This window comes from Cedecea sp. B1(4) (assembly GCF_059414925.1).
The window spans coordinates 296,323-320,993 of record NZ_JCAHMZ010000003.1 but is presented as its reverse complement, the minus strand read 5'-3'; the positions used below and the strand labels follow the sequence as shown (position 1 = coordinate 320,993).

Sequence of the window (24,671 nt, the reverse complement as noted above, 5' to 3'; positions counted from 1 at the left end):
CTAAATAATCCGCTTTGCGGCTAAGTAAAATGGAAAAAGTATGAAGAACTGGAGAACGCTGCTTCTTGGTGTCGCGCTTGTGGCGAACACGACTTTTGCAGCCCCGCAGGTTGTCGACAAAGTAGCTGCCGTAGTCAATAACGGCGTAGTCCTTGAAAGTGATGTTGACGGGTTAATGCAGTCCGTCAAAATGAACTCACGCGACGCGGGGCAACAGCTTCCTGACGACGCGACGCTTCGCCATCAAATCATTGAACGTCTGATCATGGATCAAATCATCCTGCAGATGGGCCAGAAGATGGGCGTGAAGATCACCGACGATGAACTCGATCAGGCCATCGCCAACATCGCAAAACAGAACAACATGACCATGGATCAGATGCGCAGCCGTCTGGCCTATGATGGCGTGAACTACAACACCTACCGCAGTCAGATCCGTAAAGAGATGACGATTTCGGAAGTGCGTAACAATGAAGTCCGTCGTCGCGTCTCAATCCTGCCGCAGGAAGTTGATGCCCTGGCACAACAGGTCGGAAACCAGAACGACAGCAGTACGGAACTGAACCTGAGCCACATCCTGATTGCGCTGCCAGAAAACCCAAGCTCTGCTCAGGTTGATGACGCAGAAAAACAGGCACGTAACGTTGTCGATCAGGCACGCAACGGGGCAGACTTCGGCAAGCTAGCGATCAGCTATTCTGCCGACCAGCAGGCGCTGAAAGGCGGCCAAATGGGTTGGGGTCGCATCCAGGAACTGCCTTCTATTTTTGCCCAGGCATTGAGCACAGCGAAGAAGGGAGACATTATCGGGCCTATTCGTTCAGGCGTTGGTTTCCACATCCTGAAAGTTAACGATATGCGCGGTCAGAACCAGAATATTTCTGTGACCGAAGTTCACGCCCGCCACATTCTGCTGAAAACGTCGCCTATCATGAACGATACTCAGGCGCGCCAGAAGCTGGAGCAAATTGCCGCTGACATTAAGAGCGGTAAAACCACCTTTGCCGCAGCAGCGAAATCCTTCTCGGACGATCCAGGTTCAGCGAACCAGGGTGGCGATCTAGGCTGGGCGGCAACGGATATTTATGATCCTGCTTTCCGCGATGCACTGCAGAAGCTGAACAAAGGCCAGATGAGCGCCCCGGTGCACTCCTCCTTCGGCTGGCACCTGATCGAACTGCTGGACACGCGTAAAGTCGACAGAACCGATGCGGCGCAAAAAGACCGTGCCTACCGCATGCTGTTCAACCGCAAGTTCTCCGAAGAAGCGCAAACCTGGATGCAGGAACAGCGCGCCAGCGCTTACGTGAAAATCATAGGCAGCAATGGCTAACATCTTTCGTGTGACCATCACTCCCGGCGAACCCGCCGGGATTGGTCCCGACCTGGTCGTCGCGTTAGCGCAACGCGACTGGCCCGTTGAACTGGTCGTCTGTGCTTCTCCAGAATTGCTACTTGCCAGAGCCTCTCTGCTCGGCCTCCCCCTGACGCTCCAGCCTTTCGAGGCAAATCAACCGGCAAAACCACAGGCTGCAGGTACGTTGACCGTGCTGCCCGTTGAGCTACGTGCGCCGGTCATTCCAGGGCAACTGGATGTGCGTAACAGTGCTTACGTCGTCGAGACGCTCGCTCGGGCATGCGATGGCTGCCTGAACGGAGAATTCGCCGCGCTGATTACCGGGCCGGTACACAAAGGCATTATCAACGATGCCGGGATTCCGTTTATTGGTCACACCGAGTTCTTCGAAGAGCGCTCACATAGCGAAAAAGTGGTGATGATGCTGGCCACGGAAGAGTTGCGCGTTGCGCTGGCCACAACGCATCTGCCGCTGAAAGCAATTTCTGACGCCATTACACCGGATTTACTACGCCAGATTGTCACCATCCTGTATCATGACCTGCAAACCAAATTTGGTATCCCGCAGCCGCATGTACTGGTTTGCGGTCTCAATCCGCACGCCGGGGAAGGTGGCCACATGGGCACCGAAGAGATAGACACTATTATCCCGGTGTTAAATGAGATGCGCGCTCTGGGGATGCACCTTTCTGGCCCGTTACCGGCAGATACGCTATTCCAGCCTAAATACCTCGATAGTGCTGACGCCGTACTGGCGATGTATCACGATCAGGGTCTGCCCGTGTTGAAATATCAGGGCTTCGGCCGCGCGGTAAATATCACGTTGGGGTTACCTTTTATCCGTACCTCGGTTGACCACGGCACGGCTCTTGAGCTGGCAGGCCAGGGGAAAGCCGACGTCGGCAGTTTTATTACGGCGCTTAATCTCGCCATTAAAATGATTGTAAATAGTCAATGAATACTCGAGTCCACCAGGGCCACCTTGCCCGCAAACGTTTTGGACAAAACTTCCTTAATGACCAGTTCGTTATCGACAGTATTGTCTCCGCAATTAACCCACAGCCAGGCCAGGCAATGGTCGAAATTGGCCCAGGCCTTGGTGCACTGACCGAGCCTGTGGGTGAACGCATGGATAAAATGACCGTTATCGAACTGGACCGCGATCTTGCCGCACGTTTGCAAACGCACCCGTTCCTGGCCCCCAAGCTGACAATTTATCAGCAGGATGCCATGACCATGGATTTCGGCGATCTTTCGCAGAAAATCGGCCAGCCGTTGCGCGTCTTCGGTAACCTGCCGTATAACATCTCTACGCCGCTGATGTTCCATCTCTTTAGCTATACTGATGCCATTGCAGACATGCACTTCATGCTGCAAAAAGAGGTGGTTAACCGCTTAGTCGCCGGGCCAAACAGTAAAGCCTATGGGCGCCTGTCGGTGATGGCACAGTACTACTGCAACGTTATTCCTGTGCTTGAAGTCCCGCCAACGGCGTTTACGCCGGCGCCAAAAGTGGACTCTGCCGTTGTGCGTCTGGTACCACACGCGACTTTACCGCACCCGGTGAAAGATCTGCGCGTGCTGAGCCGTATCACCACGGAAGCCTTTAACAAGCGTCGTAAAACTATCCGTAACAGCCTTGGTCATCTGTTCAGTGCCGACGTGCTGGCGGAGCTGGGCGTCGATGCGACGCTGCGTGCGGAAAACATTTCCGTTGAGCAATACTGTAAGCTTGCAAACTATTTGGCTGACAACCCACAACAGCCGTCGGAGAGCTAAACCATGCTTGATTCGCCCCGCGTATGCGTGCAGGTACAAAGCTTTTATATTGAGTCGCAGTCCTCGCCTGAGGATGAGCGTTTCGTATTTGCGTACACAGTCACTATTCGCAATCTGGGGCGAACAGCAGTTCAGCTACTTGGCCGTTACTGGCTAATTACCAACGGTAACGGCCGCGAAACCGAGGTTCAGGGCGAAGGTGTCGTCGGCGAACAGCCGCATATTGAACCGGGCAACGACTACCAGTACACCAGCGGAGCGGTTATCGAAACGCCGCTCGGCACCATGCAGGGCCATTATGAAATGGTCGATGCGCAGGGAGAGGCCTTCAGGGTCGAGATCCCCGTTTTCCGTCTGGCCATTCCAACTTTTATTCACTGATACCATGTCTACATATCTGATTGGCGATGTTCACGGCTGCTACGATGAACTGATCGCGTTGCTGCAGCAGGTTAATTTCAACCCTGAAGAAGATACGCTGTGGCTGACGGGCGATCTGGTGGCCCGTGGGCCAGCTTCGCTGGAGGTGCTGCGCTATGTTCGCAGTCTCGGTGACAGCGTACGAGTGGTACTCGGTAACCATGACCTGCATCTTTTAGCCGTCTTTGCGGGCATCAGCCGCAACAAACCTAAAGACCGCATTACGCCACTGCTGGAAGCGCCTGATGCCGACGAGCTTCTCAATTGGCTTCGTCGTCAGCCGCTCATTCAGGTGGATGAAGAGAAAAGGCTTGTTATGTCTCATGCGGGGATCACGCCTCAGTGGGATATCAATACCGCGCTGGCCTGTGCACGTGATGTCGAAGCCGTTCTCTCCAGCGACAGCTACCCGCTTTTCCTGGATGCAATGTATGGCGATATGCCCAACAACTGGTCCAGCGATCTCTCCGGGCTGGCACGCCTGCGTTTCATCACTAACTCGCTCACCCGCATGCGCTATTGCTTCCCTAACGGCCAGCTGGATATGTACTGCAAAGACACGCCGGAAAAAGCGCCTTCGCCGCTGAAGCCCTGGTTTGCGATTCCTGGCCCCGTTACCGCCGAATATTCTGTGGCTTTTGGTCACTGGGCATCGCTGGAAGGGAAAGGCACGCCAGAAGGGATCTATGCGCTGGATACGGGTTGCTGCTGGGGGGGAGAACTAACCTGCCTGCGCTGGGAAGATAAAGCCTGGTTCGTACAGCCTTCAAATCGTCAGCAGGATAGCGGTGAAGATCAAACCGCTGCCGCCTCTTAGAAGTTACCCCCTCTCTCTGTCGAGAGAGGGGGTAAACTTAACGACGCTCCAGAATTTCGAAGCAATAACCGTGGGAGTTATTCTCGTCGGCATCGTGGAATTCACTGAAGGTTGACTGCCACTCATCCGGATCGTAATCCGGGAAATGCGTGTCCCCTTCCACTTCCGCATCAATATGGGTCAGGTAAAGACGCTGCGCCTTGGGCAGGAACTGCTCGTATACGCGCCCCCCGCCAATCACCATGATTTCTTCGGCATCACCGCAGGCTTTAATCGCCTCTTCCACCGATTTCACCCACTCAACGCGATCGTCATTTCCGGCCTGGCTGCTAATAACGATGTTTTTACGCCCCGGCAGCGGGCGGCCAATAGACTCCCAGGTCAGGCGCCCCATAACAACAGGTTTATTGAGCGTATTGCGCTTGAACCAGGCCAGGTCGGCAGGCAAATCCCATGGCATGGCGTTTTCCATGCCGATAACGCGATCCACCGCCAAAGCAGCAATCAGACTGATCATTTATATAACCTAATGATGATGAAAAAAATTGCCGCCACTATACGGAAAGCGCAATCTTTCGTCGACAGCAGGCAATGGGCGTAACGAGAATTTTTTTTATTCTGCTGCGGCCATCGCGCCCTGATTTTCAACTGCGGGATATGGAACAAGGGGTTAGCGTTAACCCCCGCCCACTATAAGGAAAAGTAAATATTTTTCAGCAAGTTCACTCTGCTGGCCTGACCGGGGGTTCATCGGAAAGTTTACCGCTGTGAAGACCCTCTTTTGTTCCCTGCCAGCCATCACGTTGGATAACGTGCAGATGCGCACGATCCTCGTTAATAACCTCTGTCAGCATCGCGCTGTTGCGCTTAAAGACATCCGCACGTTCGGCGGTCTTATCATCAGTCGGTACCATTTCTTCAAGCATTTGCAGGTTAAAACGGCGGAAGTGGTCGGCCCGCTCACGCGCTTCATATTTGCCGACGCCCAATCCCTCCAGCGCACGACGGCCAATCTTCAGCGAGCTTTCGAACGTTTCACGTTCCGGCATCTCGACCCCCGCCTGGCGCAGGCGGATGTAGTGATTAATATCGCGCGCGCGGGCAAGGATCTGCAGATGCGGGAAGTGCTCCTTCGCCAGTTCAGTGAGCTGCATGCTGGCTTCAGGATCGTCAATGGCGTTAATCAGCACTTCAGCTCCTGTGGCCCCGGCTGACTCAAGCAGGTCAACGCGGGTGGCGTCCCCATAAAAGACCTTGGTGCCAAATTTTCGCAGCGTCTCTATATGGTCAGGATCGTGATCCAGAATAACCACGTTTACTCCGCTGCTCAGTAACAGACGACCGGCAATCTGCCCAAAGCGTCCGAAGCCCGCGATGATAACCCGAGGCTGCTCTTCATCAATTTCGTCGGCCTCTCCGGCCTGCTCGCTGCCCGTTTTCTCGAGCCTGTTCAGCAGCACCAGCAACAGAGGCGTGGCCGCCATGGATAGCGCCACGGCAAGCGTCAGCGACTTCGACCAGTCGTCGTCCAGCACCTGAGCCATATGAGCCGCGCCGAAGATAACAAAAGCAAATTCACTTCCCTGCCCCAGCAAAACGGCGAACCAGCGTCGCTGCTTACGCGGCACTTTTAAAGGCTTAGCGACCAGCCAGAGCACCAGCGTTTTGATGATCAGGAAACCGACCAGCAGGAAGAGAATACGCAGCGGGTTGTCGAGCAAAGTCCCGAAGTCGATAGACATCCCAACCCCGATAAAGAACAGCCCCAGCAGCAGGCCCTTGAACGGCTCAATATCGCTTTCCAGCGCGTGACGATATTCGGAGCTGGCTAACAGCACCCCGGCAAGAAACGCCCCCATCGCCATCGAAAGACCGGCCTCTTCAAGCAGCAGGCCAAAGCCAAACACCAGGAATAGCGCCACGGCGCTGAACACTTCACGTAACCCCGAGCGCGCCACAAATCGCAGCACTGGCCGGGTGACATAGCGCCCAAGCAGTACAACCAGAGCAAGCGCCGCCGCAACCTTAAGCGCGGAAATTAAAAACGTCGCAAAGGTCATCGTCCCGCCGCTGCTCGCCAGCAGCGGGATCATCGCCACCAGAGGGATCGCCGCAATATCCTGGAACAGCAGCACGGCAAACGCGCCCCGCCCCATCGGCGTGACGGTCAGGTTGCGTTCGTTCATCGCCTGCATAGCAATCGCGGTGGATGAGAGCGCCAGCGTCAGGCCAATAAGCAAGGCGATCTTCCAGTTGAGCCCCATCACGATACAAAACGCGCCGAGCGCCAGCCCGCAGGCCGCCATTTGCAGAAAACCGCCGCCAAATACCGAGGCGCGAAGCGTCCATAGCCGCTGAGGATCAAGCTCAAGCCCGATAACAAAGAGCATCAGCACCACGCCAATTTCAGCAAAGTGCAGAATAGTTTCGGCGTCGGTAACCAGCCCCAGCCCCCATGGTCCAATAATGCAGCCGGCAATCAGGTAGCCCAGCACAGAACCTAATCCGAGCCGCACGGCGATAGGCACGATCAGCGCGGCAGAACCGAGGTAAATCAATGCCTGAATTAAGCTATGGCTATCCACGATGAGCCTCCTGCCAGTCAATTAAGCGTTGCTTATAGTCATCCGCCTGGCGGGCAAGCGTCAATTCATCGCAAACAAAGGTGAAATGAATCGCGAAGGCCGGAAGCCACTGCATTCCGCAGTAGAGCGCCGTGGCCTGCAGAGGCTGGGCGAGAACGTCAAATCCAGGATGATCGCCCAGTTCAAAATGTTTTTCGCTGCCGCCGGTTGTCACGGCCCACATCACTTCTTTACCGTGCAGGGCATTCCCGCCTTTGCCGTATGCCCAGCCGTGCGAAAGCACTTTGTCTATCCACAATTTCATCAGCGGCGGCATGCTGTACCACTGCATGGGATGCTGCCAGATAACCAAATCAGCGCGGCTTAACGCCTGCTGCTCAGCGGCAATGTCGATATTAAAATCGGGATAAAGTTCATAGAGGGAGCGAATCTCTACCCCCGGAAGCACTTTGGCTCGCTCGAGCATTTGCCGGTTGGCATGGGAATGCTGAGGATAGGGATGCGCATAAATTATAAGAATCATTGTTAAGCCTGTCTTCACTACTGCCTTTAATGACAGTGAGTTTAGTCAGTTAATCGACAGGCTAACAGTCAATATTGCTGAGCGTGTTGTTGGATATTTCTTAACTAGTTATCCAGCTCGCTCATCTCTTTCACCTGATCGCGGTTGATCTGCTCGGTTTTACCCGTTTCGGCATTTTTGTACGACACCAGCCCCGTGTCTTTGTCGACCTGCGGTTTGCCGTCGGTCACGATCGTTTTGCCATCGTTGGTTTTAACTGCCTGATTGGACGAGCAGCCCACCACGGTCAGCAGCGTTGCGGCAGTGAAGAGGGAAGCAAGTAAAGTTCGTTTCTGCATGGTGTTCTCCCAGCGTGTTTAGTCATTTTCAGTTGTGTGCTAGTTAACTGTAGACTATCTCGCTGGGTATAAAGTAAAACGGCCTCTTTTCAGAGGCCGTTGGCGTTATTTTCGGAACATTCTTTCAGGACGAGAAAGCTTAGCCCTTAATTTGGGCATGCATTTCCTGCACCGAAATCACCTTCTCGGTAGCATCGGCATTCAGCGCCATCGCCGTGGCGAAACCGCCGTTCAGCGTGGTGTCATAATGCACTTTGTACTGCAGTGCGCTGCGGCGAATCAGCTTGGAGTCTTCAATCGCCTGGCGGCCCGCGGTGGTGTTGATGATGTAGGTGTATTCGCCATTCTTGATACGGTCCTGAATGTGCGGACGCCCTTCATGCACCTTGTTCACCAGGCGTGGATTAATACCCGCTTCGCCCAGCACAATCGCTGTACCGTGGGTCGCATCCAGCTCAAAGCCCTGTTTCAGCAGCTTCGCGGCCAGGTCAACTACGCGCTCTTTGTCACCTTCACGCACGGAGAGAAGCGCGCGGCCTGGTTTACGCATGGTGGACTGGCTGCCCAGCATCGCTTTAGAGAAAGCTTCTGCGAAAGTACGACCCACGCCCATCACTTCCCCGGTAGAGCGCATTTCTGGCCCTAACAGCGGGTCAACGCCCGGGAATTTGTTGAACGGCAGCACCACTTCTTTCACCGAGTAATAAGGCGGGATGATTTCTTTGGTGACGCCCTGCTCAACAAGCGTTTTGCCTGCCATAACGCGAGCGGCAACTTTTGCCAGCGGCACGCCCGTCGCTTTAGAAACGAACGGCACGGTACGCGCGGCACGTGGGTTCACTTCAATCAGGTAAACTTCGTTGTCCTTCACCGCAAACTGCACGTTCATCAGGCCACGCACCTGGAGCTCAAAGGCCAGTTTCTGCACCTGCTGGCGCATCACATCCTGGATTTCCTGGCTCAAAGTGTAAGCCGGCAGAGAACATGCGGAGTCACCGGAGTGAACGCCCGCCTGCTCGATGTGTTCCATGATGCCGCCAATCAGCACGGTTTCACCGTCGCAAATGGCATCCACGTCCACTTCGACCGCATCGTCAAGGAAGCGGTCAAGCAGCACCGGCGCGTCGTTGGAAACGCTAACCGCGGTCTGGAAGTAACGGCGAAGGTCTGCTTCGTCGTAGACGATTTCCATCGCGCGGCCGCCCAGCACATAGGAAGGGCGAACCACCAGCGGATAGCCAATCTGGACGGCTTTCTCTACCGCCTGCTCGATAGCCGTTACGGTGGCGTTAGCAGGCTGTTTCAGCTTCAGGCGCTCAACGGCGTGCTGGAAGCGCTCACGATCTTCTGCACGGTCGATAGCATCCGGGCTGGTACCGATAACCGGCACACCAGCCGCTTCCAGCGCACGAGCCAGTTTCAGCGGAGTCTGGCCGCCGTACTGTACGATGACACCTTTTGGTTTCTCAACGCGGACGATTTCCAGCACGTCTTCAAAGGTGACAGGCTCAAAGTAGAGGCGGTCGGAGGTGTCGTAGTCGGTAGACACGGTTTCCGGGTTACAGTTAACCATAATGGTTTCGTAACCATCTTCACGCAGCGCCAGCGAGGCGTGTACGCAGCAATAGTCGAACTCGATGCCCTGGCCGATACGGTTTGGTCCGCCGCCCAGCACCATGATTTTGTCACGGTCATGGTTCGGGTTCGCTTCACACTCTTCTTCATACGTGGAGTACATATAAGCGGTGTCGGTAGCGAATTCTGCCGCACAGGTGTCTACGCGTTTGTAGACAGGGTGCAGGTTATATTGCTCGCGCAGTTTGCGAATTTCAGCTTCACGAACGCCAGCCAGTTTAGCCAGGCGTGCATCCGCAAAACCTTTGCGCTTCAGCATACGCAGGAAGTCATGGTTCAGGCCGGTGATGCCCACTTCAGCCACCTGCTCTTCCAGACGCACCAGCTCTTCAATCTGCACCAGGAACCAGCGGTCGATGTTGGTCAGATTGAACACACCATCTACGGACAGGCCCGCGCGGAATGCGTCAGCCACATACCAGATACGCTCTGCGCCAGCGTCTTTCAGCTCGCGGCGGATTTTGGTCAGCGCTTCCGGGTCATCCAGGCTGACTTTCGGGTCAAAGCCGGTAGCGCCCACTTCCAGGCCACGCAGCGCTTTCTGCAGTGATTCCTGCTGAGTACGGCCGATAGCCATGACTTCACCCACGGATTTCATCTGGGTGGTCAGACGGTCGTTTGCACCAGCAAATTTCTCGAAGTTAAAGCGAGGAATTTTAGTCACAACGTAGTCGATGGACGGTTCGAAGGATGCCGGAGTGCGGCCACCGGTGATGTCGTTCATCAGCTCATCAAGGGTGTAACCGACTGCCAGCTTCGCGGCAACTTTAGCAATCGGGAAGCCCGTAGCTTTAGATGCCAGCGCAGAGGAACGGGACACACGCGGGTTCATCTCGATGATAATCAGGCGGCCCGTTTTTGGGTTCACGGAGAACTGAACGTTTGAGCCGCCAGTTTCCACGCCGATTTCACGCAGTACCGCCATCGAGGCGTTACGCATGATTTGGTATTCTTTATCGGTCAGCGTTTGCGCTGGTGCCACGGTGATGGAGTCCCCGGTATGAATCCCCATCGGGTCGAAGTTTTCGATAGAGCAGACGATGATGCAGTTGTCGTTCTTATCACGCACCACTTCCATCTCGTACTCTTTCCAGCCAATCAGCGACTCATCAATCAGCAGCTCTTTGGTTGGGGAGAGATCCAGGCCACGCTCGCAAATCTCTTCAAACTCTTCGCGGTTATAAGCGATGCCGCCGCCGGTACCGCCCATGGTAAAGGATGGACGAATGATGCACGGATAACCCACGTCTGCCGCAACCGCCAGCGCTTCTTCCATATTGTGCGCGATACCGGAACGAGCGGTGTCGAGACCGATTTTTTTCATCGCAATGTCGAAGCGACGACGGTCTTCAGCCTTGTCGATAGCATCGGCGGTAGCGCCGATCATGGTGACGCCGAACTCTTCCAGTACGCCCTGACGCTCAAGCTCCAGCGCGCAGTTCAGCGCGGTCTGGCCACCCATGGTTGGCAGCACTGCATCCGGACGCTCTTTTTCGATGATTTTGCGTACCACTTCCCAGTGAATTGGCTCGATGTAAGTTGCATCTGCCATTTCCGGGTCGGTCATGATGGTGGCCGGGTTGGAGTTCACCAGAATAACGCGGTAACCCTCTTCACGCAGCGCTTTACAAGCCTGCGCGCCAGAGTAGTCAAACTCACAGGCCTGGCCGATAACAATCGGGCCCGCACCGAGGATCAGGATGCTTTTTATATCTGTACGTTTTGGCATGGTCTTCTCGGCTCCTGATTATTTAGCGGTAGAACGGTATTGCTTAATCAAATCGATAAAGTGGTCAAACAGCGGTGCAGCGTCGTGCGGCCCCGGGCTCGCCTCAGGGTGCCCCTGGAAGCTGAACGCGGCTTTATCGGTACGATGAATCCCCTGCAGGGTGCCATCGAACAGTGATTTGTGGGTTACGCGCAGGTTAGCAGGCAGCGTGGCCTCATCAACCGCGAAACCGTGGTTCTGCGCGGTGATCATCACGCAGTCTTTATCCAGGTCTTTTACCGGGTGGTTGCCGCCGTGGTGACCAAACTTCATTTTTACGGTGTTGGCACCGCTGGCCAGCGCCAACAGCTGGTGGCCAAGGCAGATACCAAAGACAGGAATTTCTGTCTCCAGGAAGGATTTGATTGCGCTGATGGCGTAGTCGCAAGGTGCCGGGTCGCCAGGGCCGTTAGAAAGGAAGATGCCATCCGGGTTCATCTTCAGCACGTCTTCCGCTGGCGTTTGAGCAGGCACCACCGTCAGGCGGCAGCCTCTGTCTACCAACATACGCAAAATATTGCGTTTCGCGCCGTAGTCATAAGCCACTACGTGGAAAGGTAACTCTTCGGTTTTTGCCGCTTCCGGCAGGTCGCCTTCCAGCGTCCAGCTCCCCTGCTGCCAGGTATAAGCTTCTTTCGTGGTTACTTCTTTAGCGAGGTCCATGCCGTTCAGGCCAGGGAATGCTTTCGCTTTTTCCAGCGCTAGGGCCGCGTCTACGTTATCGCCCGCGATGATGCAGCCGTTCTGGGCACCTTTTTCACGCAGCAGGCGGGTCAGCTTACGGGTATCAATATCGGCAATCGCCACGATGTTATGGCGCTTAAGGTAAGAAGAAAGGTCTTCCTGACTTCTGAAGTTACTGGCAATCAGCGGCAGGTCACGAATGACGAGGCCTTGCGCATGAACCTGGGAGGATTCTTCGTCGGCTTCATTGGTGCCGACATTACCGATATGAGGATAAGTAAGAGTGACGATCTGGCGGGAGTAGGAAGGATCAGTGAGGATTTCTTGATAACCGGTCAATGAGGTATTGAAAACGACTTCACCCACTGCCGTACCCGATGCCCCAATGGCCCGACCGTGGAATTGGGTTCCGTCTTCCAGAACCAACAGCGCTGACTTAATCAAAACGTCCTCCAGGGAATAAACATTCAATTTATTCGCATATTAATTCAAAACTAACGCCTGAATCAAATGCAAAAAGCGTCTGCCCTACGGATTTTTGGCAAACGGCGGCATTCTAGAGACAAGCCGGGTAAAAGTCTACCTCAAGACGAAGTTTTTATGTCTCTTTTGCCGCTCAGAGTAAAAATATCTGATTTGAAGGTCAAAATAGCCAACTAACCTGGGGAAAGTAATCGGTTGCCGACCATGAATACTGGAAAAGTGGAGAGAGGGCAGTAAAAAAGTGGACCAAGTGGTCAAAATTAACATTGCAACAACACAAAAACAGAGGATAACCACTAGTTTAATGGCTAATATATACAAATTAATATCAAACACTTAAAAAAACAAAAGGGTGAAATTAATCACCCTAAAATCAATCAATTAAAAACAAATAACCACATTTATAAGGATGCGTTTAACTACAAATTATTGAGATCTAACACATCTCGCATATCAAAAATACCGTTCTTTTTACCTTTAAGCCATGAAGCTGATCGAACTGCCCCATTAGCAAACGTCATGCGGCTGGAAGCCTTGTGGGTAATCTCAACTCGTTCGCCAATATCTGCAAACATCGCGGTATGCTCCCCGACGATATCGCCCGCACGCACGGTGGCAAAACCGATGGTACCAGGCACACGTTCACCGGTATGACCTTCGCGGGTATAAACAGCACAATCTTTAAGATCTTTGTCCATCGCCTGAGCAATCGCTTCGCCCATCGCCAACGCGGTGCCTGACGGGGCATCCACCTTGTAGCGGTGGTGCGCTTCGATGATTTCGATATCGGTGTATTCGCCCATGACTTTTGCCGCTTTCTCCAGCAGCTTCAGCATGACATTCACGCCCACGCTAAAGTTTGCCGCGAAAACAATCGGGATCTCACACGCCGCATCGTTAATGGCCTGCTTACCGGCTTCATCAAAACCCGTCGTGCCGATGACCATGCCTTTGCCATGCTTGAGGCAAAATGCCAGGTGAGCTAGCGTTCCCTCAGGGCGAGTAAAATCAATAAAAACGTCGAAATCGTTAGCGACCGCATCCAGGTTATCGCTTACCAGCACCCCTGTTTTTGCCACGCCGGCCAGCTCGCCCGCATCGCTACCGACCAGAGAAGAACCCGGACGCTCAAGCGCCGCCCCAAGCTGAACGCCATCCAGCTGTAAAGCCGCCTGAATTAACTGGCGCCCCATACGGCCGCCCGCGCCCGCGATGGCTACGCGAATCTGTGCATCATGCATATCATTACTCTTTGGTTAAATAATTCGTAAAAACGTTATCAGGTTAACCAGCCCTCTAACAGGCCGCCAGCCGAAAACACCCATAATTAGAATTTACTGTCATGGCCCGACAGTTATCAATAACGTAGATAATTCCCCTATTTTTAATGGGATAATTATTCACGGTGCCAACGCCAGAACTTCAGCAACCCACGCCTGAAAACCAGGGATATCAATATCCAGCGCAACCTGTGCATTGGCCGGACGTTCGAGACGATGTTCGAGATCCACCACTGTCGTTCCGCTGGTATAAGTGCCGTGCGTTTCTACCGCGACAAAGCAGGCGAATGTCTGGAACAGCTCGGGCTTCACCAGCCACGCAATGGCGGTCAAATCATGCATTCGCAGCCCGGTATCCATGCTGCCGCTGCGGTAATGACTGAATAGCGCGTGCAGCATCTTCCCGGTGCGATTCAAGGCTGGCAGCTGAGCCAGAAATTCAGGCGCAAGCATTGCACGATTTGTCACATCCAGCCCACACATGACGATATCCAGCCCGCTGTCAAAGACGCGTGCTGCCGCCTCGGGATCAATGGCCATATTAAATTCAGCCGTCGGCGTAAAGTTGCCCCGCCCCGCAGAGCCGCCCATCATAACCACGCGTTTAATACGCGCCTTACATTCAGGGTACTGCGTCAGCAGCATGGCAACGTTAGTCAATGGGCCAATGGTAACCAGAGTCACCGGCTCATCGCTGCTTTTCAGACAATCGTACATGGCCTGGAATGCGGGAATTGGCAGTTCACGGCGAGATGTTTCGGTGAAGACATACCCTTCCATTCCCGACTCGCCGTGCACGTAAGCTGCATCCCGCAGCGGGCGTAGCAGCGGGACAGAAGCCCCTTTCGCCACGGGCGTCTCTTTCTGCCAAAACTCCAGCAGTTGAAGGGCATTACGCGTGGTTTTGTCCACCGAGACATTTCCAGCCACGGTGGTGATGAGTTTCAAATCCAGCTGGGGTGCAAATAAAGCCGCGGCAAGGGCAACCGCATCGTCGATACCGGGGTCAGTATCAAGAATAATCGGGGTTCTGATCATGCTGTTCTCCATAAAAAATGCCAGCGGGCATACACCAGCTGGCATCTTCTCATAAACGGAAACCTGCGACGCTAATCCACTTCACGGATGTCCACGCGCAGTTCACGCGGCACTTCAAAGACGATGTTCTCTTCACGCCCTGTCAGTTCCTGCGCTTCGCTCCCGCCAAGTTCGCGCAGGCGAGCAATGACGTTTTGCACCAATACATCAGGCGCAGAGGCCCCGGCGGTAACACCGACGCAATTCACGTCTTTTAGCCAGGACTCCTGAATATCAGAAGCATCATCAATAAGCCAGGCGGCTTTCCCCATCCGCTGCGCCAGTTCGGCAAGACGGTTGGAGTTCGAGGAGTTTTTGGAGCCTACCACCAGCACAACATCAGCTTCCGTGGCCAGCGCCCGAACCGCTTCCTGACGGTTGGTCGTGGCATAACAAATGTCGTCTTTACGCGGGCCGATAATTTTCGGGAAGCGCTGACGCAGGGCGTCAATCACATCCGAGGTATCGTCCACGGAAAGCGTAGTTTGGGTCATAAACGACAGATTGCTTTCGTCTTTGACTTCAAGCGTCCAGACATCGTCCGGTGACTCCACCAGATACATGCCCCCTTTCGGGTTGCTGTACTGGCCCATGGTGCCTTCCACTTCCGGGTGGCCAGCATGGCCAATCAGAATAGACTCTTCACCACGGCGGCTGGCACGCGCCACTTCCATATGCACTTTAGTCACTAACGGACAGGTGGCATCGAAAACTGTCAGCTCACGGCTCTTCGCTTCGTTACGCACCGCCTGAGAAACACCGTGCGCGGAGAAAATCAGGATAGCGCCGTCCGGCACTTCGCTAATTTGCTCGATAAAAATCGCTCCGCGCTCGCGCAGGCTGTCCACCACATAGCGGTTATGCACCACTTCATGACGAACGTAGATAGGCGCGCCGTAAATCTGCAGCGCGTTTTCCACAATGCTGATAGCACGGTCGACTCCAGCGCAAAAGCCTCTGGGGTTAGCCAACAGGATCTGCATTCAACGCCTCCAGGACCGGATCAACTTCCAGCACTTCAATATCAAAATGGATAGTCTGCCCGGCCAGCGGATGGTTAAAGTCTACGGTGATAGAATCACCGTTAACTTCACGCACCACGCCCGGCATTTCGCTGCCATCCATTGCGGTAAAGAGCATGATAGCGCCCGGCTCCGGCTCGCCCGCTTCGACAAACTCACGGCGCGAGAAGTACTGGATCATATCCGGGCTTGGAATTCCAAAAGCTGCTTCTGGCGCCAGCGAGAACGCTTTTTTGTCGCCAGCTTTCAGGCCAACCAGTTGGTCTTCCAGGCCCGGCGACAATGTTTCATCCCCGAGGCGGAATAGCGCAGGCTTACCGTTAGCACGGGTTGACTCCGCGGTGGAACCATCCTCAAGCTTAAGCGTAAAGTGCACCAGCACCGCGCTGTTGGTTTGTACGGACTCAGCCATGGATTACCCTTTTTGCTTCGCGGGCTTGTCGGAGGAAACAAAGAATCCCTCCAGCACAATCAGCGCCGCACCGATACAAATTGCGGTATCGGCCAGATTGAAGGTGGCAAAATGCCAGTCGCCAACGTAGAAATCGATCATGTCGACGACAAAACCGTGCCACAGGCGATCGAACAGATTCCCGAGCGCACCGCCAATGATTAACGCATAGGCGATGTTATTCAGTTTCTGGCTGGCTTTAGCGCGATACATCATCCATACCAACGCCACACAGATACCGATAGCGATACCCGCGAAGAACCAGCGCTGCCAGCCGCCTTTGTCGGCCAGGAAGCTAAACGCCGCGCCATAGTTACGCGCATAGTGCAAATTCAGGGACGGGAACAGGGATACCGTATCCCCCAGCATGAAATGCTGGAGGATCAGATATTTACTGCCCAAGTCCACAATCAGCACTACCACCACCAGCCACAGCCAGCGCAATCCGGTAGAGAAAATGGGTTTCATCAAGCAAACTTACGTTGTTCGCCGTCACCGGCTACGTTGCTGACACAGCGGCCGCAGATTTCTGCGTGTTCCGCTACCTGACCGATATCGGTGGTGTAATGCCAGCAGCGCGGGCACTTCTCACCGTCGGCTTTACGCAGAGCCACTTTCAGCCCCTTGAGGATTTCGCTCTGCTGAGCATCTTCACTCGCCTGCGCATAATCGGCAACCGCAGCCCCGGAGGTCAACAAGACAAATCGTAATTCGTCGCTCAGGCTGTTCAGCTTGGCCGCCAGCTCTGCGTCAGCGTACAGCGTTACTGCCGCTTCCAGAGAACCACCGATGCGCTTATCAGTACGAGCCTGCTCGATAACCTTGTTCACTTCACCACGAACGATCAGCAGCGTGTCCCAGAACTCACCGTTCATCGCTTCGCTTTCCGCCAGGCCAAACAGACCTTCGTACCATTCACCGGTGAATACATACTTCTCGCGAGAACCTGGCAGGTAGCCCCAGATTTCATCGGCGGTGAAGGACATGATCGGCGCCATCCAGCGGACCAGCGCTTCAGCAATGTGGTACAGCGCGGTCTGGCAGCTGCGACGTGCCACGCTGTCCGCTTTCGCGGTGTACTGGCGGTCTTTGATGATGTCGAGGTAGAACGAGCCCATTTCCACGGAGCAGAAGCGCATCAGGCGCTGCACAACTTCGTGGAAATCGTAGTTTTCGTAAGAGGCGATGATATCCGCCTGAGCTTCTTGCGCACAGCCAACGGCCCAGCGATCCAGCACCACCATTTCTTCCGGTTTCACCATATCGGTTTCCGGATTGAAGCCGTTCAGGTTGGCCAGCAGGAAGCGGGCGGTGTTACGGATACGGCGGTAAGCGTCAGCGGAGCGTTTCAGGATCTCGTCGGAAACGGCCATTTCGCCAGTGTAATCGGTAGATGCCACCCACAGACGCAGAATATCCGCGCCGAGTTTGTTCATCACGTCCTGCGGGCTAACGGTGTTGCCGATAGATTTGGACATCTTGCGGCCCTGACCATCCACGGTAAAGCCGTGGGTCAGTACCTGACGGTAAGGCGCTTTGCCTTTCATCGCAGTGGAAATCATCAGGGAGGACATGAACCAGCCACGATGCTGATCCGAACCTTCCAGGTACATATCCGCCGCGTGACCGTGGAATTCTGGACGCACGTCAACAACGGAAGAGTGCGTAGATCCTGAATCGAACCAAACGTCCAGGGTATCCGGCACTTTAACGTAGTTGTCTGCGTCATCACCCATGATGTCGCGCGGATCGAGATCCCACCACGCCTGGATACCATCTTGCTCAACGCGCTTAGCGACTTCTTCCATCAGCTCGAGCGAACGTGGGTGCAGTTCTTCGGTCTCTTTATGCACGAACAGGGACATCGGCACGCCCCAGGTACGCTGACGCGAGATACACCAGTCAGGGCGATTTGCCACCATGGATTCGATACGCGCCTGGCCCCAGTCAGGGATCCACTGCACGCCTTTGATCTCTTTCAGGGACTGCGCGCGCAGGCCTTTCTGATCCATGCTGATAAACCACTGTGGCGTTGCACGGAAGATGATCGGCGTTTTGTGGCGCCAGCAATGTGGGTAGCTGTGCAGCAGTTTTTCAACGTGCAGCAGAGCACCTTTATCACGCAGGATGTTAACGATCAGGTCGTTCGCTTTGAACACCTGAACACCGTCCAGACCTTCATAGGTCCCCGGCAGATAGCTCCCGTCCGGGCCAACCGGGTTCGCGATTTCCAGGCCGTATTTCTGACTGATGGTGTAGTCGTCCGGGCCGTGACCACCGGCGGTGTGAACCGCACCTGTGCCAGCGTCCAGGGTAACGTGATCGCCCAGAATAGCCGGGACGTCAAAGCCCATGAACGGGTGCTTAAAGCGCAGCAGCTCAAGCTCAGCACCTTTCACGGTACCGAGAACCTGGTAATCAGTTACGCCAGCGCGCTTCAGCACGCTTTCCAGCAGGTCTTTCGCCACGATCAGCGCCTGGCCTTCAATCTGCACCAGCACGTAATCGAACTCGGCGCCCAGAGAGATAGCGCGGTTCGCTGGCAGCGTCCACGGCGTTGTGGTCCAGATAAGCAGAGAGACCGGGCCATTAACGGCAGAAGCACCAAACTTAGCTTTCACGGCATCGGCATCAACGGCATTGAACGTTACGTCAATGGACGGGGATGTTTTGTCGTAATACTCAACTTCGGCCTCCGCAAGCGCAGAACGGCAGTCCACGCACCAGTGAACCGGCTTAGCACCTTTGTGCAGGTGGCCATTGCCAATGATTTTGCCCAGCGCACGAATGATGTTGGCTTCAGTATTGAAGTCCATGGTCAGATAAGGACGCGACCAGTCGCCCAGCACGCCCAGACGGATGAAGTCTTCGCGCTGACCGTTAACCTGATTAGCGGCGTATTCGCGGCATTTTGCACGGAATTCTGCTGCGGTGAATTTCTCCCCCGGCTTGCCAAATTCCTGCTCAACCTTAAGCTCGATTGGCAGACCGTGACAGTCCCAGCCTGGAACGTACGGCGAGTCGAAGCCGGAAAGCCCTTTAGATTTGATAATAATATCTTTCAGAATCTTGTTAACTGAGTGACCAATGTGAATGCTACCGTTCGCATAAGGAGGGCCATCATGCAAAATAAAGGTTTTTTTGCCTTTTTTCGCATTACGGATGATGCCGTACAGATCGTCATCATTCCAACGCGCCAGCATACCCGGTTCGCGCTTGGCTAAGTCGCCGCGCATCGGGAACCCTGTTTCAGGCAAATTTAGGGTAGATTTAAAGTCACTCATTAGATTCTCGGTTCCGTATTTCGGTTAGCCTTTCAGGCATTTGACTCAAAAAATTCTCGGGCTGACACCACATCTCTGGCGATTTGCGCCTTCAGCTCATCGAGTGAAGCAAATCGCTGCTCATTACGTATCTTTTTACGCAGCACTACTTCTATATGGCGACCATAAAGGTCCATTACAACGTCCAGTAAATGGACTTCAAGCTGCTGGCGTATTCCCGCCACCGTAGGGCGAGTACCGATGTTTGCCACGCCGGCAATCGGCTTTTCACCAAGGCCTGAGACTTCCACCGCATAAACCCCTTTTACCGGGGAAACGTGGCGACGCAGCGGCAGGTTTGCCGTCGGGAAGCCAATAGTACGGCCCAGTTCATCCCCATGCACAACGCGGCCGGAGATCATAAACGGATGCCCTAACAGGTTTTCTGCCTGCTGCAGATCATCATCGGCCAGCGCCTGGCGCACCGCGGTACTGCTGATACGCACCCCATCGTCACAAAACGTTTGGGTGCTGGTGATATCAAAACCGTATTCGCGGCCAGCCTTCTGTAATAACAAGAAATCCCCCTGGCGACCAGCGCCAAAGCGGAAATCATCCCCCACCGCGAGGAATTGCACCCCGAGCCGGTCAACCAGAAGGTTGCTCACAAAATTTTGTGCGCTCAGCGCGGCGAAGCGGCGATCAAAGCGCACGCACAGCACGTAGTCCACACCACACTCGGCCAAGTAGCGCAGCTTTTCTCGCAGGCGAGTCAGCCGGGCAGGGGCTTTTTCCGGTGCAAACAATTCGAGCGGTTGAGGCTCAAAAATCATGACCATTACCGGAAGGTTGCGCGCACGCCCCTCTTCGCACAGACCCTTTAATAGCGCCTGATGGCCACGATGCACGCCGTCGAAATTACCAATGGTGAGTACACACCCGTGGTGCTCCCGGCGCAGATTATGTATACCGCGTATCAGCTTCATGGCTGGCTCAAAACAGTGGAAATTGGCGGATTATACCAACTACCGCGATTAAGGTTAACCGGCGATTAGCGCCTTTAACGTAAAGCTTGAATGAATTCATTGTACTGGGAAGGGCTTTGCGCAGACTTCGCATTTGTCTTGACGAATTTTGATGCGAAAGACTGTATTCCGAAGCCTGATGCTGGTAGAATCCGCGCCATCACACGTAAGAGGTGTCGGAAATTTAACGACGCTTATTTGCACAAATCCATTGACAAAAGAAGGCTAACGGGGCATATTCCTCGGCCTTTGAATTGTCCACATAGATCATATTTGGGAGTTGGACCTTGGCTAATATCAAATCAGCTAAGAAACGTGCCGTACAGTCTGAAAAGGCTCGTAAGCACAACGCAAGCCGTCGCTCTATGATGCGTACTTTCATCAAGAAAGTATACGCAGCGATTGAAACTGGCGATAAAGCTGCTGCACAGAAAGCATTTAACGAAATGCAACCAATCGTGGACCGTCAGGCTGCTAAAGGTCTGATCCACAAAAACAAAGCTGCGCGTCATAAAGCAAACCTGACTGCGCAAATCAACAAACTGGCTTAATCGCCTTTTTGCTGTGAGCTTTGATAAAAAAACCGGCTAACGCCGGTTTTTTTATGCCTGTCATTCAGTCAACTTTAAACAGCGCTGAGTAATCCTTGCTGCAGATACGCTGCACCGCAGGATGCTGAATCATGCGTTCGGCAAAAATGGCATGGTACTCCTCCAGCACGTTATCCATTCTGCCTATCTCGACGATATCGTCATCGCTATAGATATCCTGCGCATATAGCGTCGGTGCCACAAAGATAGCGTTATGTGCGGCGCCAAACGCCTTCATCAGCGCGGCATCATCGAACTCGCCCAGAATCTCAATCTTCAGTCCCTGGATGTTAATCCAGTTAAGCAGTTTGCGCCCCAGCATTGAGCGACGCCCGGGAATAAGCAGACGCCTGGTTTCCAGACAGGCGGGGAAAGGCAGTTCAGGCTTCGGTCCCTGGCACCAGAAACTGATACCGCATTCACCGAGCTTCACCGAGAACAGCCCTTCCTGCTGAGTAGAATCAATCGGGCAGTCCGAGATGATCATATCCAGCTTATGCTGGCTAAGCTGCTCCAGCAGCATTTCATGGGTAGATTCAAAACAGCGCAGGTGGATCTGCTCATCCTCGACCACGGCCGCATCCAGCACGCCGCTAACCAGACGCTTGGATAACGCATCCGCCACGCCAACATCAAACAGAATGTTAGCTTCTTTACGGTAGTTAACGATATCCAGCATTTCCTGGCTCAGGGTAAACATTCTGTCGGCGTAGCGGAACACCAGTTGCCCCAGCTCCGAAGGGACAAGTCCCCTGCCCTGACGGCGAAATAGTTTGCCCTGCAGGCGCTCTTCAAGCGCTTTGATTTGCCCGGTGATCGTTTGTGGGGTCAGGAACAATGCCTCAGCGGCACCGACAACCGACCCTTCTTTGCAAACGTGCCAGAAATAATAAAGATGATTGTAATTGATATGGGACATGCCCTTCACTCCCTGAGAATTAATCCATTATCGGGTCATCTGACGATGACCCGGCAGCCAGTAACGTCATGAAGTCGCCTTAGGCAATCGTGCTTTTAGCATCATGAAACCGACGACGGCAGAGAGCAACGAGCCCAGCAGAATTCCCAGCTTCGCCCAAGTGATCAGTTCCGCGTCAACGTCACCAAAGGCCAGCGAAGCGATAAAGATGGACATCGTAAACCCTATGCCGCACAGCACGCCTACTGCCATAATGTCCCTGAAGGTTGTTCCCTCTGGCAGTGAGGCAAGTTTAAACTTGAGCGCCAGCCAGCAAAACAGGCTGATACCTAGCGGCTTACCGATGAACAACCCGGCCATAATACCCAGCGGCAGAAGCGACGTTAGCCCCTGCATGGTCACTCCGCTGAGGGAAACCCCTGCATTAGCAAAAGCAAACAGCGGCAGGATCAGGAAGGCGACCCACGGATGCAGCACATGCTCCAGGTCCTGAGCTGGCGAGCGTCCCTTTTCTTCTTTCAGTGGAATGAAGAAGCCAATAATCACGCCTGCTAGCGTGGCATGCACGCCTGATTTCAGTACCGCAGTCCACAATATTACGCCCACCAGAATGTAGACTCCGGTACGACGCACGTTAAACAGGTTCAGCAATGCCAGTGCCACAATGGCCACGGCAGCGACACCGAGCGACATCACCGAAAGATCGCTGGTATAAAACAGCGCGATAATCACAATTGCGCCAAGATCATCAATAATTGCCAGCGCCATCAGGAAAACCTTCAGTGCCAGCGGGACACGGTTGCCTAGAAGCGCAAGGATCCCTAAAGCAAAGGCAATGTCGGTTGCCGCAGGTATCGCCCAGCCTTCACGGGTTACAGGATCAGCATAGTTAAAAACCAGATAAAGCAGAGCCGGTACCACCATCCCACCCAGGGCGGCAATGACCGGGAATGAAGCCTGACGGCGATCGGCCAGTGACCCGATAACCATTTCCCTCTTTACCTCAAGGCCAATCATCAGGAAGAAAATCGCCATCAAGGCATCATTCACCCACAGCAGCAGATTTTTACTGATATCCAGCGGCCCAATTCTCACTTCAACAGGTGTGGCAAGAAAAGCCTCATAGCCAGCGCTGGTCGATCCCATATTTGCCAGTAGCATTGCCAGTGCCGCGGCAACAATCAAAAAAATACCGCCAGCGGCATCATTCTGAAAGAAACGTTGCAGATTTTTAGTCATTATTTCACCCAACTCTCTAAGTAGCGTATTCATCCTGAACACTAATAGGGTAGCCAGCATAGCGATAATGACACATCGTTAAAAACAGCTTATATGGCAAAAAACGATCGGAAAAACCGATTCATATCAAAAAACATAAAAAAAACCTGAACCGAATGAAGCAGTTCAGGTTTTTTGAAGCACACCAACAGGAAGAAATTACCGAGTTAAATCATCAAAGAATTTCTTCACCCCGTCGAAGAAGCTCTTCGAACGCGGGCTGTTATTCGACCCGGTAGGGCCGCCGAAGCTCTCTTCTAAATCACGCAGCAGCTTTTTCTGTTTTTCGTTCAGACTAACTGGCGTCTCTACAACGACACGGCACAGCAGATCGCCCTGCGCACCGCCGCGTACGGACTTCACGCCTTTACCGCGCATTCTGAACAGCTTGCCAGTTTGCGTTTCACCCGGAACCTTCAAGTTAACTCGACCGTCCAGAGTGGGGACTTCAATTTCCCCACCCAGCGCAGCCATCGCAAAGTTGATCGGCACTTCGCAGTAGAGGTTATTGCCTTCACGTTCGAAGATTGGGTGCTGTTTCACCTGAACCTGAACGTACAGATCGCCTGATGGCGCGCCGTGTTCGCCCGCTTCGCCTTCGCCAGACAGACGAATACGGTCACCGGTATCCACGCCTGCCGGGATTTTCACCGACAGCGTTTTGGTTTTCTCTACGCGGCCATGACCGTGACAGCTGTTGCACGGATCTTTAATGATAGTGCCGCGGCCCTGACAGTGCGGGCAGCTTTGCTGCACGGTAAAGAAGCCCTGGCGCATCTGCACCTGGCCCTGGCCGTGACAGGTTGGACAGGTCTGCGGGGAAGACCCTTTCTTCGCGCCGCTGCCGTGGCAAACTTCGCACTCTTCGAGCGTCGGGATACGGATCTCTTTGGTGACGCCACGAACCGCTTCCTCAAGCGTTAAGTCCATGTTGTAGCGCAGGTCTGCACCGCGGGACGCACGCTGGCGTCGTCCGCCACCAAAAATGTCGCCGAATACGTCGCCAAAGATATCGCTGAAGTCGGCACCGCCGCCGCCAAAGCCGCCACCGCCGCCCATACCACCTTGTTCAAACGCAGCGTGACCGTACTGATCGTAGGCCGCACGTTTTTGGTCATCGGTCAGGATTTCGTAGGCTTCTTTGATCTCTTTGAACTTCGCCTCGGCCTCTTTATCGCCCTGGTTACGGTCCGGATGGAACTTCATCGCCAGGCGCTTGTAAGCCTTTTTGATTTCACGCTCTTCCGCTGACTTCGGAACGCCTAAAACCTCGTAATAGTCTCTCTTCGCCATCTCTTTTTTCTGCCCTTAACATACGAGCACGGGCGTGGAGTAAACTCCGCGCCCGTGCCGGTTAATTACCCTGCATCAGGGCGA

The 24,671-nt window shown here is 54.1% G+C and carries 22 protein-coding genes; 6 read left to right on the top strand and 16 right to left on the bottom strand.

All coding sequences use genetic code 11. The features are described from left to right. Positions 1 to 40: 40 nt before the first annotated feature. From surA to apaH, 5 genes are read left to right on the top strand one after another with little or no spacing between them, the layout of a single operon-like run. Positions 41 to 1,333 carry a peptidylprolyl isomerase SurA gene (gene surA / locus ACR6JA_RS09025; protein ID WP_008461725.1) on the top strand — a complete coding sequence of 431 codons (1,293 nt, stop codon included), beginning with the start codon at positions 41 to 43 and terminating at the stop codon, positions 1,331 to 1,333. Then, positions 1,326 to 2,315, top strand: coding sequence for a 4-hydroxythreonine-4-phosphate dehydrogenase PdxA (gene pdxA / locus ACR6JA_RS09020; RefSeq protein WP_008461723.1), 990 nt, complete (start codon positions 1,326 to 1,328; stop codon positions 2,313 to 2,315). Before surA ends, pdxA begins: the two co-directional genes overlap by 8 nt. Next, positions 2,312 to 3,136 carry a 16S rRNA (adenine(1518)-N(6)/adenine(1519)-N(6))-dimethyltransferase RsmA gene (rsmA, locus tag ACR6JA_RS09015; protein ID WP_039300352.1) on the top strand — a complete coding sequence of 275 codons (825 nt, stop codon included), beginning with the start codon at positions 2,312 to 2,314 and terminating at the stop codon, positions 3,134 to 3,136. Before pdxA ends, rsmA begins: the two co-directional genes overlap by 4 nt. A 3-nt stretch (positions 3,137 to 3,139) precedes the next feature. Then, a complete protein-coding gene (gene apaG / locus ACR6JA_RS09010; RefSeq protein WP_008461718.1) occupies positions 3,140 to 3,517 on the top strand; it encodes a Co2+/Mg2+ efflux facilitator ApaG/CorD in 378 nt (125 codons plus the stop codon). A 4-nt stretch (positions 3,518 to 3,521) separates the two neighbouring features. Continuing rightward, complete coding sequence (gene apaH, locus ACR6JA_RS09005; RefSeq protein WP_213715110.1) at positions 3,522 to 4,373, top strand: bis(5'-nucleosyl)-tetraphosphatase (symmetrical) ApaH; 852 nt, start codon at positions 3,522 to 3,524, stop codon at positions 4,371 to 4,373. 37 nt (positions 4,374 to 4,410) lie between these two features. Here the strand turns inward: apaH and folA are convergent, their stop codons facing one another. From folA to ribF, 13 genes are all read right to left on the bottom strand, one after another. Then, positions 4,411 to 4,890 (bottom strand): type 3 dihydrofolate reductase, encoded by a 480-nt coding sequence (gene folA, locus ACR6JA_RS09000; protein WP_008461713.1) that lies wholly within the window; start codon positions 4,888 to 4,890, stop codon positions 4,411 to 4,413. A 205-nt stretch (positions 4,891 to 5,095) separates the two neighbouring features. Then, positions 5,096 to 6,958, bottom strand: a complete 1,863-nt coding sequence (gene kefC, locus ACR6JA_RS08995) for a glutathione-regulated potassium-efflux system protein KefC (protein WP_494493920.1) — start codon at positions 6,956 to 6,958, stop codon at positions 5,096 to 5,098. Next, positions 6,951 to 7,481: a glutathione-regulated potassium-efflux system oxidoreductase KefF gene (gene kefF / locus ACR6JA_RS08990; protein WP_494493919.1), complete on the bottom strand. Its 531-nt coding sequence runs from the start codon at positions 7,479 to 7,481 to the stop codon at positions 6,951 to 6,953. Before kefF ends, kefC begins: the two co-directional genes overlap by 8 nt. 104 nt (positions 7,482 to 7,585) lie before the next feature. Then, positions 7,586 to 7,819 carry a YgdI/YgdR family lipoprotein gene (locus tag ACR6JA_RS08985; protein WP_494493918.1) on the bottom strand — a complete coding sequence of 78 codons (234 nt, stop codon included), beginning with the start codon at positions 7,817 to 7,819 and terminating at the stop codon, positions 7,586 to 7,588. 139 nt (positions 7,820 to 7,958) lie between these two features. Then, on the bottom strand, positions 7,959 to 11,183 hold the full coding sequence (gene carB / locus ACR6JA_RS08980; protein ID WP_008461705.1) for a carbamoyl-phosphate synthase large subunit: 3,225 nt from the start codon (positions 11,181 to 11,183) through the stop codon (positions 7,959 to 7,961). Positions 11,184 to 11,201: 18 nt separating this feature from the next. Further along, entirely contained in the window at positions 11,202 to 12,350 is a 1,149-nt protein-coding gene (gene carA / locus ACR6JA_RS08975) for a glutamine-hydrolyzing carbamoyl-phosphate synthase small subunit (protein ID WP_008461704.1), read from the bottom strand. Between the two features lie 458 nt (positions 12,351 to 12,808). Further along, positions 12,809 to 13,630, bottom strand: a complete 822-nt coding sequence (dapB, locus tag ACR6JA_RS08970) for a 4-hydroxy-tetrahydrodipicolinate reductase (RefSeq protein ID WP_213715106.1) — start codon at positions 13,628 to 13,630, stop codon at positions 12,809 to 12,811. A 159-nt stretch (positions 13,631 to 13,789) separates the two neighbouring features. Beyond that, positions 13,790 to 14,704: a ribonucleoside hydrolase RihC gene (rihC, locus tag ACR6JA_RS08965; RefSeq protein ID WP_213715249.1), complete on the bottom strand. Its 915-nt coding sequence runs from the start codon at positions 14,702 to 14,704 to the stop codon at positions 13,790 to 13,792. A 74-nt stretch (positions 14,705 to 14,778) separates the two neighbouring features. Next, positions 14,779 to 15,729 carry a 4-hydroxy-3-methylbut-2-enyl diphosphate reductase gene (gene ispH, locus ACR6JA_RS08960; protein WP_166876868.1) on the bottom strand — a complete coding sequence of 317 codons (951 nt, stop codon included), beginning with the start codon at positions 15,727 to 15,729 and terminating at the stop codon, positions 14,779 to 14,781. Beyond that, the gene (fkpB, locus tag ACR6JA_RS08955) at positions 15,710 to 16,180 is read right to left on the bottom strand and encodes an FKBP-type peptidyl-prolyl cis-trans isomerase (RefSeq protein WP_039300323.1); all 471 of its coding nucleotides are present in this window, start codon (positions 16,178 to 16,180) and stop codon (positions 15,710 to 15,712) included. The genes ispH and fkpB overlap by 20 nt, the downstream gene beginning before the upstream one ends. A gap of 3 nt (positions 16,181 to 16,183) precedes the next feature. Beyond that, positions 16,184 to 16,690 carry a signal peptidase II gene (gene lspA, locus ACR6JA_RS08950; RefSeq protein ID WP_039290186.1) on the bottom strand — a complete coding sequence of 169 codons (507 nt, stop codon included), beginning with the start codon at positions 16,688 to 16,690 and terminating at the stop codon, positions 16,184 to 16,186. Further along, complete coding sequence (gene ileS / locus ACR6JA_RS08945; protein ID WP_494493917.1) at positions 16,687 to 19,503, bottom strand: isoleucine--tRNA ligase; 2,817 nt, start codon at positions 19,501 to 19,503, stop codon at positions 16,687 to 16,689. Before ileS ends, lspA begins: the two co-directional genes overlap by 4 nt. A gap of 32 nt (positions 19,504 to 19,535) precedes the next feature. Next, positions 19,536 to 20,468, bottom strand: coding sequence for a bifunctional riboflavin kinase/FAD synthetase (gene ribF / locus ACR6JA_RS08940; RefSeq protein WP_494493916.1), 933 nt, complete (start codon positions 20,466 to 20,468; stop codon positions 19,536 to 19,538). Positions 20,469 to 20,794: 326 nt separating this feature from the next. On the opposite strand from ribF, the gene rpsT reads away from it, so the two are divergent. Beyond that, a complete protein-coding gene (gene rpsT / locus ACR6JA_RS08935; protein ID WP_008461694.1) occupies positions 20,795 to 21,058 on the top strand; it encodes a 30S ribosomal protein S20 in 264 nt (87 codons plus the stop codon). 64 nt (positions 21,059 to 21,122) lie between these two features. Here rpsT and nhaR read toward each other — a convergent pair whose 3' ends face one another. The 3 genes from nhaR to dnaJ all read right to left on the bottom strand — a co-directional run bounded on the left by nhaR (position 21,123) and on the right by dnaJ (position 24,587). Beyond that, positions 21,123 to 22,016, bottom strand: coding sequence for a transcriptional activator NhaR (nhaR, locus tag ACR6JA_RS08930; protein ID WP_008461693.1), 894 nt, complete (start codon positions 22,014 to 22,016; stop codon positions 21,123 to 21,125). 66 nt (positions 22,017 to 22,082) lie between these two features. Next, positions 22,083 to 23,255, bottom strand: coding sequence for a Na+/H+ antiporter NhaA (gene nhaA, locus ACR6JA_RS08925; RefSeq protein WP_213715103.1), 1,173 nt, complete (start codon positions 23,253 to 23,255; stop codon positions 22,083 to 22,085). A 198-nt stretch (positions 23,256 to 23,453) separates the two neighbouring features. Then, positions 23,454 to 24,587 (bottom strand): molecular chaperone DnaJ, encoded by a 1,134-nt coding sequence (gene dnaJ / locus ACR6JA_RS08920; protein WP_213715102.1) that lies wholly within the window; start codon positions 24,585 to 24,587, stop codon positions 23,454 to 23,456. Between the last annotated feature and the right edge of the window lie 84 nt (positions 24,588 to 24,671).